5 protein-coding genes and 2 pseudogenes are annotated in these 7,609 nt (G+C 67.9%); 4 read left to right on the top strand and 3 right to left on the bottom strand.

Annotated elements, in window-relative coordinates; all coding sequences use genetic code 11:
- The 3 genes from FV218_RS21290 to FV218_RS21280 all read left to right on the top strand — a co-directional run.
- Positions 1-1,427 (top strand): glycosyltransferase family 1 protein (locus FV218_RS21290; RefSeq protein ID WP_147711453.1); only part of this gene is annotated, 1,427 nt, incomplete at its 5' end.
- Positions 1,428-1,450: 23 nt separating this feature from the next.
- Positions 1,451-3,007, top strand: coding sequence for an FkbM family methyltransferase (locus FV218_RS21285; protein WP_246685224.1), 1,557 nt, complete (start codon positions 1,451-1,453; stop codon positions 3,005-3,007).
- Positions 3,008-3,174: 167 nt separating this feature from the next.
- The gene (locus FV218_RS21280) at positions 3,175-3,453 is read left to right on the top strand and encodes a hypothetical protein (protein ID WP_147711452.1); all 279 of its coding nucleotides are present in this window, start codon (positions 3,175-3,177) and stop codon (positions 3,451-3,453) included.
- A gap of 279 nt (positions 3,454-3,732) precedes the next feature.
- On the opposite strand, the gene FV218_RS21275 is transcribed toward FV218_RS21280, so the two are convergent.
- From FV218_RS21275 to FV218_RS21265, 3 genes and pseudogenes are all read right to left on the bottom strand, one after another.
- A complete protein-coding gene (locus FV218_RS21275; protein WP_147711451.1) occupies positions 3,733-4,800 on the bottom strand; it encodes a DUF4214 domain-containing protein in 1,068 nt (355 codons plus the stop codon).
- 116 nt (positions 4,801-4,916) lie between these two features.
- The gene (locus FV218_RS21270; RefSeq protein WP_147711450.1) at positions 4,917-5,243 is read right to left on the bottom strand and encodes a helix-turn-helix transcriptional regulator; all 327 of its coding nucleotides are present in this window, start codon (positions 5,241-5,243) and stop codon (positions 4,917-4,919) included.
- Between the two features lie 50 nt (positions 5,244-5,293).
- Positions 5,294-6,346 (bottom strand): annotated as a pseudogene (locus FV218_RS21265) (IS481 family transposase).
- Positions 6,347-6,450: 104 nt separating this feature from the next.
- Here FV218_RS21265 and FV218_RS21260 point away from each other — a divergent pair.
- Positions 6,451-7,261 (top strand): annotated as a pseudogene (locus tag FV218_RS21260) (IS5 family transposase).
- The last annotated feature ends 348 nt before the right edge of the window (positions 7,262-7,609 follow it).

Below are 7,609 nucleotides of genomic sequence, written 5' to 3'. Positions count from 1 at the left end.
CATCCGATCCCCTCCAGACCGCCTCCGACACCCCCGCCTCCTGGCAGCTGACCTGGTCGAGCTGGCCGCGCACCCGCGCCCATGCGCCGGACCCGGAGCGCTACGCGAGCCTGTCCTCCGCCCTCGCGCGCGTTGGCGGCTACCACCCCCTCCTGCAAGCGATTCGCCCCCTCGCACGGCTCACGACCCTGGCGCACGCGGGCGACCTGCCGGGCCCGGAGCGCGATGCGTTTGCCCGGGCGCTCGCCGACAACCACGCGCCCGCCTGCGCCCGCCCGCGCCTGCTCGTCGACGTCACGGAACTCGCCCAGTGCGACGCGCGCTCGGGCATTCAACGGGTGGTGCGCAACATCTTCGGCGCGCTGCTTCAGGAGCCCGCCGGGTTCGAGGTCGTGGCGGTCCGGCGGGAACAGGCCACGTATCGCTACGCCCGCGCGTTCACGGCACGCTTCCTCGACCGGGCGGAGCTGGGTGACGATCCGCTCCTCGAATTCCAGCCGAGCGACACGTTTCTGGCCCTCGATTTCGATGTCTCAATTCCCGCCGAAGCGCTCGCCGTGCTGCGGCGCCAACACTTGCGCGGCGTGCGCATCATCAATGTTCTCTACGACACGCTGCCGCTCCACCGCCCGGACTGGTTCGGGATGGGCATGCTGCGCGTCTACACCCGATGGATGCACGGGCTCGCCGAAATCTCCGATGGGATCGCCTGCATCTCGCAGGCGGTCGCCGACGATCTGGCGCAGGTGATGGTCGAGCGCCGCTTCCTGCAGGGACGGACCCCACGCCTGGGCGCCTTTCATCTCGGTGCCGACCTCGACGCGGCGCAGTCGGCCGCGGACGTGGATCCGGAACTGGCTGCCGAGATGCCTGCCTTGTTCGAACCGGATACGCCCGTCTTCGTCACGGTCGGCACGCTTGAGCCGCGCAAGGGCCACGCCCAGCTCCTCGACGCCGCCGAGCTTCTCTGGGCGAAGGGGAACCCGGCGGTGTTCGCCATCGTGGGCAAGCGCGGCTGGCTCGTCGATCCGCTGATCGAACGGATCACGACCCATCCCGAGCTCGGCCGGCGTCTGCGATGGTTCGAAGCGGTCGACGACGCGGTGCTGGCCCAGGTTTACCGGGCTGGCACAGCCGCGCTCCTCCCCTCGGAAGGCGAGGGGTTCGGCCTGCCGCTCGTCGAGGCGGCCCATGTCGGCCTGCCGATCCTGGCGCGCAATCTGCCCGTCTTCCGCGAGATCGGTGGCGCACACGCCACCTATTTCGGCGGCTTCGACGGGCGTTCCCTCGCCGACGCGATCGAGGCCTGGCTCGCGGCCCATGCCCGGGGCGAGACGCCGGATCAGGCGGGCATCCGACCGCTCACCTGGGCCGAGAGCGCGCGTCAGCTAATGGACGTCGTGCGTGCGGTCCCGCATCAGCCCTGATCGACCGCAAGGATCCGCGCCCGATGGTGTTCATTTCCTACGCCCAGAACTACGAGGACGTGATGCTCGCCCGCGCGCTCGGCGCGGTCGAGAACGGCTTCTACATCGACGTCGGGGCGCAGGATCCGGACGAGGACTCGGTCACCAAGCATTTCTACGACCGCGGCTGGCACGGACTCAACTTCGAGCCGTCCGAGCAGTACCACGCCCGCCTCGAGGCGGTCCGTCCGCGCGACCTGAACCTGCGCTGCGCCGTCGGCGACCATCCCGGGTCCGTAACCTTCTACGAGGCGGACGGCACCGGCCTCTCGACGATCGTCGAGGCGGTGAGCGCGGCCACCTCGGAGGCGCGCACCCCCCACACCGTACCGATGACGACGCTCGACGCCGCCTGCGCAGCCTACGGAATCACGACGGTGCACTTCCTCAAGATCGACGTCGAGGGCGCCGAAGACCTCGTCCTGCGCGGGACCTGCTTCGAGGCGGTCCGCCCGTGGATCGTCCTCCTCGAAGCGACGCACCCGAACTCGCCCGAACCGTACTATGCGCACTGGGAGCCGCTCCTGACCGAGCGCGGCTACCGCTTCGTCTACGCCGACGGACTCAACCGCTTCTACCTCGCCGACGAGCACGCCGACCTCGCCCCGCACTTCGCCCTGCCCCCCAACCACTTCGACCGCTTCGTGCGCGCCAGCGAGGTGCGGGCCGATGAGCGCGCCGAAACGCGTTGGTCCGAGAACCTCGCCCACCACCTGAAGATCATCGGCGAGATGGACGCGGATTGCGCGCGCCGACAGGCGGCGCTCGACGCGCACGCGAGCCAGGTTCAGGTGCTCTCCGCGATGCTCACCGAGAAGGAGGAGGTCGTCGCTCACCATGTCGGCCTCGTCGAAGAGGCCGCCGCCCGGGCCCAGGCCCAACAGAGCGAGATCGAACGCCTCGCCCAGCTCCTTACGGACGGCGCGGTCCGCGAGCGGGAGACGATCGCACATCATCTCAACCTCATCGAAGAGGCCGCCGCCCGGGCGGAAGCGCTTCAGGCCGAGATCGGCCGCGTCGCCGCGGCGCTCGACGCAGCGGAAGTCCGGGAGCGGGACACGACCGCCCATCAGCAGGGGCTCCAGTCCCGGATCGACGAGCTCGGGGAGGCGCTCGGGCGCAGCGAAGCCCACACCCGCTTCCTCGAGGGGGAAAATGGGCTTCGGGATGCGCGTATCGCGGCGCTCGAAGCCCTCGCCGAGCGCCGGGCGCGCCGACTCGCATTCCAGGACGACAAGATCAGCTGGTTGTCCCTGGACCGTGAACGCTTTCGCATGGCCCATGCCACCCTGGTCGGGAGCCCGCTGCTGCGCCTCACCCATCCCCTCCAGGGATCGGCGGTCCGGAATGCGGTCCGGGCGCGCCCGATGGTGCGCGCGCTGCCCCCTGAGCCGGCCCCCGAGGCGACGCACGCACCCGCTCACCCGTCCGATGCGCCCGCGGCACCCACCAGTGCTGCGCCGTCGACCACCCCCGCACCTGGACCCGGTGAGGTTCCGGCCCGAGCACGCTGGATGCAGGAGCGCCTGTTCGCGGCCTGATCGCGAACCGGACCGGAGGCATGCGTCGCGACCTCGAAGCCGTAAAGGGTGCACGCGCCGGGGCAGGCGGCCGGTCACGCGGCCTGATGTGATCGGCGTCGACGGGCCGGATGTCACGCGTCCCGAACGACTCGCATCACGCGTCGGTGACCATGATTACACCCGAGATGCTGCTCAAGCGCTGCGACGACCGGCTCCCAGACTTCATCAAGGTCGATTGCGAAGGGTTCGAGCCGGTCATTCTGAAGCAGGCCGCGGACCAGATCTGGCGCAGCAATGCGCCGGTCCACCTCGAATTCAACTCTTGGTGTCTGCTCCACCAGTCACGCTCCCACCCGCTCGATTTCCTCAACTGGATCCTCGACTCCTTTCCCGAGACCTTCATCGTTCGAAAAGGCGGTACGCTCGAACGGTTCGGGCGAACCGACATCAGCACGATAACCTGATGAAGTACGGATGCGTCAACGATCTCATCGTGACGTTCGAACCCGGGCGCCTGACTTTAGGGCATCGGCCCAAACGGCGCGCGTGGGCTTTCGGAGAAGCCGGCGTGCGAAGAGTGATTCAATCCATCGTTCTGGCTTCGGCATCCGGGACGATGGTTCGGGCGTCTATCCCTGCGGACCTTCGGAGCTCGGCGGCACGCTGGTCAGACATTGGTGAATGCGGTTGACCTTCGCCTCGGTGCGGGATCCCACCGGGTGCAGCGGCGAGCGGCGCGCCGCTCAGATGTCCCAAGTGCCGGACGAGATCTCGCGCAGCTTGTTCAGGTAGGCGGACTGGTTGAGGTTCTCCGGGCTCTCGGAGAAATGGATCAGGACCTGTTCGCGGCTCATGCCGGCGTTCATCGTGCCGGTCCAGTACTCGTAGCCGGCCGCCTCCGGCGCGCGGTCGAGGGCATTGAGGTACATCCGTGTCACGAAGGTTCCGTTCGCCATGACGTCGTCGTCGCCGAAGCGGATCGTGAACTCCGGACTATCGAGGAACTGGCGCGCCATCTCGGTGAACGACATCCCACCCTTGTGCTGGTCGATCCAATAGTTCAGGCCGCCGCGGTCGAAGGTGCGATCGAGGCCCGCCTCGTAGAGGCGCGCGACCTTCAGGATGTAGTCCGGCACGATCGGGGCCGCCGCCGGCATGAGATAATCGTTGGCGGACATCCAGGTCTGGAGCTGCCCCCAATGGCCGGAGACGTCGGCCGCGAAGATCGCCGTCGAGACGACGCCGACGAGGGTGGGGCCGGAAGCGCCCTGATACCAGACCGGCCCGCCGCTGTTGCCCGGATTGGCCTCGACATCGGCGTTGAAGTGGAAGACGCCGTCCCGCTCGTAGCCGCTGCCGGTGTCGTCGGTGAGCTGGATCCCCTTGGTGCCCCTGTACTTGCCGGGATAGCCGGTGACGTGGACGTCGCCGCTCGCGTAGGCGGGGTCCAGGCCGAACGACCCGGTCCTGTCGCTCAGGCGCTCCGTGAACCCGAGGATGGCCACATCCTCGTCGGCCTCCGTGGTCGACACCAGGCCGTCGCGGTTGGCGTCCCACAGGTAGTAGTTGAGCAGCTTGGCCTCGTAGGTCCCGAACGGGCTCGCGCCGTTGTCGTAGCCCGGCGCCACGGTGACCTTCGTGGCCGTCCCCCGGGCGGCGTTCCACACCACGTGCGACGCCGTGAGGACGTCGTTCACGCCGACGACGGCACCGGAGGCCGTCTGGGTGTAGCCGTCGGCGAACGTCGCCGTGATGAAGGCCACCGCGCGAAACGGGCTTGTCGTGCTGGCGCCACCCACGAGAATCGTCATCGCCCGTCCCTAGCCGCGAACCGGATGCGTGATCCGGAACCGGCCCCATAGCATGCGGCCGAAATCGGCCCGTCGCGTCGTGTGAAGGTGTAGGACCGAGGGTCTACGGCCGCGGCTCAGGCCGCGTTGGCGGGGATCGCTGCGTCGGCCTCGACGAACAGGATGCCGTAGGTGACCGGATCGTAGAACCGCATCAGGCTGCGGACGAAGTCCTTGACGTCGACCCCGAGGGCCTCGGCCCAGATCCGGTAGCTGTCCGGCGGGATGCGGCCGCGGCCGGTCTCGATCTGGGAGACGAAGGTGTAGAACTCCACCTGGATCAGGGCGGCGAGCTGGCGCTGGGACAGGCCGGCGGCCTCGCGCAGCTCGCGAATGTAGCGCCCGCCCTCACGCCGGAGTTCCTGGACCTCCTCGGAGGCCAACTTGGTCTGGTGGGCGTACATCGATCGTCACGGTCTCGAGAAAAATCCGCCTGATTTGTCGGCGGCTCAGTTTAGCGCAAACCATACCCCTGGCAAGCCATCCCCCCCGAACCCGGGACGACATTCATGTTTGGTCCCGGCATTTGGTGGAGCGGGTTTGAGGTGAAGCGGCTGGGCTCGGCGGACCATGCCTTGCAGATGGCCTCGTAGGGGGTGAGACCCCGCAGGGTCTTCAGGGGGCGTGCGAAGTTGTAGGCGCTGACGAAGTCGGCCAGGTAAGCGCAGAGCTGCGCGTGGCTATCGTAGTGATAGCGTTTGACCGTCGCGTCCTTGTTCGTGCGGTTCATCCGCTCGACCTGACCGTTGGTCCAGGGGTGGCGCGGCTTGGTCAGGCAATGGTCGATATCGTTGCGGGCGCAGGCAAGCTCGAAGCTGTGAGCTCGGAATGTCTCGCCGGCTGCAATCGCCTCCTCGATGATGGAAGCGGCCGAGGCGACGTTGCCGGGCGTGGTGAAGTGGGTGCCGTTGTCGGTGAGCACCGTGTGCACCCGGTAGGGCACGGCCTCGATGAGATGGCGGAGGAAGTCGCCTGCCACCCTCCGCGTGGCTCGTCCATGAAGTTCCACAAAGGCAAACTTGGTCGTGCGGTCGATGGCAACGAGCAGGTAGAGCCGCCCTTCGGCCGTGTGAACCTCCACCAGATCGATGTGAAAGTAGCCGAGCGGGCAGGGCCTTGAAGCGCAACCGCTTGGGTTTGTCACCGTCGACCTCGGGCAATCGGCTGATGCCGTGGCGCTGCAGGCAGCGGTGCAGGGACGAGCGGGTCAGATGCGGGATGGTGGCCTGCAGCGCGTAGAGGCAATGGTCCAGCGGCAGGAGCGCAGGAGCGTATGACGGCGAAAGGCGACGACGACAGCTTCGTCCTCCGGTGACAGCACCATCGAACGCGGATCCTTCGGCCCCGTGCGCTGGTCGGCGACCGAGGTCCGCTGCCGCCACTTGGCGACCGTCTTTTGCTTGATCCCATAGCGCTTCGAGAGCGCCCTCAGGCTCGCTTGACTATGCTGGATCGCTCGACGGACCGCCTCAGTCGTCGTGGCGCTGCCGTGAAGAACCTGGCCCATAGCGCGTTCCTCAACTCCGACGTGAAGAATGCACCATCAAACCCTGGGATCAAACATCAGAGGCTGTTATGGACCTGTGCGGCGAGGAATCCAGATGAAGGGGCATGACCTCTTCACGCGCCGCCTACCCGTCCGACGTTTCCGATGAGGAATGGGCGCTGGTCGCTCCCGACCTGACGCTGTTGCGCGAGGATGCGGGGCAGCGTGGGCATTCGCTCCGCGAGGTGTTCAACGGGCTGCGCTACGTGGTGAAGACGGGCGCGCCGTGGCGGTGGATGCCCAACGACCTCCCGCCCTGGGAGGCCGTCTACCAGCAGGCCCGGCGCTGGTTGGCGGCGGGCTGCTTCGAGCAACTGGCCGACGATCTGCGGGCGCTCCTGCGCCTGGCCTCCGGCCGCAGCCCGGAGCCGAGTGCGGCCATCCGCGACAGTCGGACCCTGCGCGCGACGCCCGAGAGCGGCGAGCGGGCCGGCTGCGATGGGGGCAAGCGCAAGAAGGGCTCGAAGGTCCATTGGGCCGTCGACACTGTGGGCCACCTCCGGGCCCGGCACGTCACACCCGCCGATGCCGACGATCGCGCCCCGGGTCGAGCGGCTGGCCGAGGCCGTGCAGGCCGCCACCAGGGACAGCGTCGATCTGGCCTCTGCCGACCGGGGCTACACCGGTGAGAAGCCGGCCAAGGCCGCCCGCGCGCACGGCATCGAACTGGAGGTCGTCAAACGCCCGGAGGCCAAGCGCGGCTTCGTCCTGCTGCCGCGACGCTGGGTCGTGGAACGCGCCTTCGCCTGGGCCACGCGCTTCCGCTGCCTCGTCAAGGATGACGAGCGCTATCCCAACACCCTCGCAGATCTCCACATTGTCGCCTTCGTCTGCCTCATGCTCGAACAGGCCGCTCATCTGCCGGGTGGTTCGTAACAGCCTCTAGCACTACCTGGGTACTTTGATATCAGAGGTCAGCCTGAAGCGCCTTCGGCAGTGGGGGCACAGGACGGGCGGGACAAGGTTGGCGAACAGCCGACCGATGATGGCCTGCCGCACGGCGGGCAGGCTGGGTGACGGCGGTGGACCAGGAAGGCGGGTCGTCATTTTTCCCCCGCCCCGTCCGACGATGCTCGGTGAGGCGCAGGTGCTGCAGCTGTCCGTCGTCAGATGATTTGGGACATTCAGCGGTGTTCAGGAGCGGAGGCTCTGGTCCATCTGGGGTGAGAGGTTAGGCGGCCTGCGCGTGGTGGCGCAAGCGGCGATCCATCAGGGTCTGGCGCT

It is taken from the genome of Methylobacterium sp. WL69 (assembly GCF_008039485.1).
Classification (GTDB): Bacteria; Pseudomonadota; Alphaproteobacteria; order Rhizobiales; family Beijerinckiaceae; genus Methylobacterium.
Note: the sequence above shows the minus strand (reverse complement) of the source record. Positions and strands in the feature narration are given on the sequence as shown.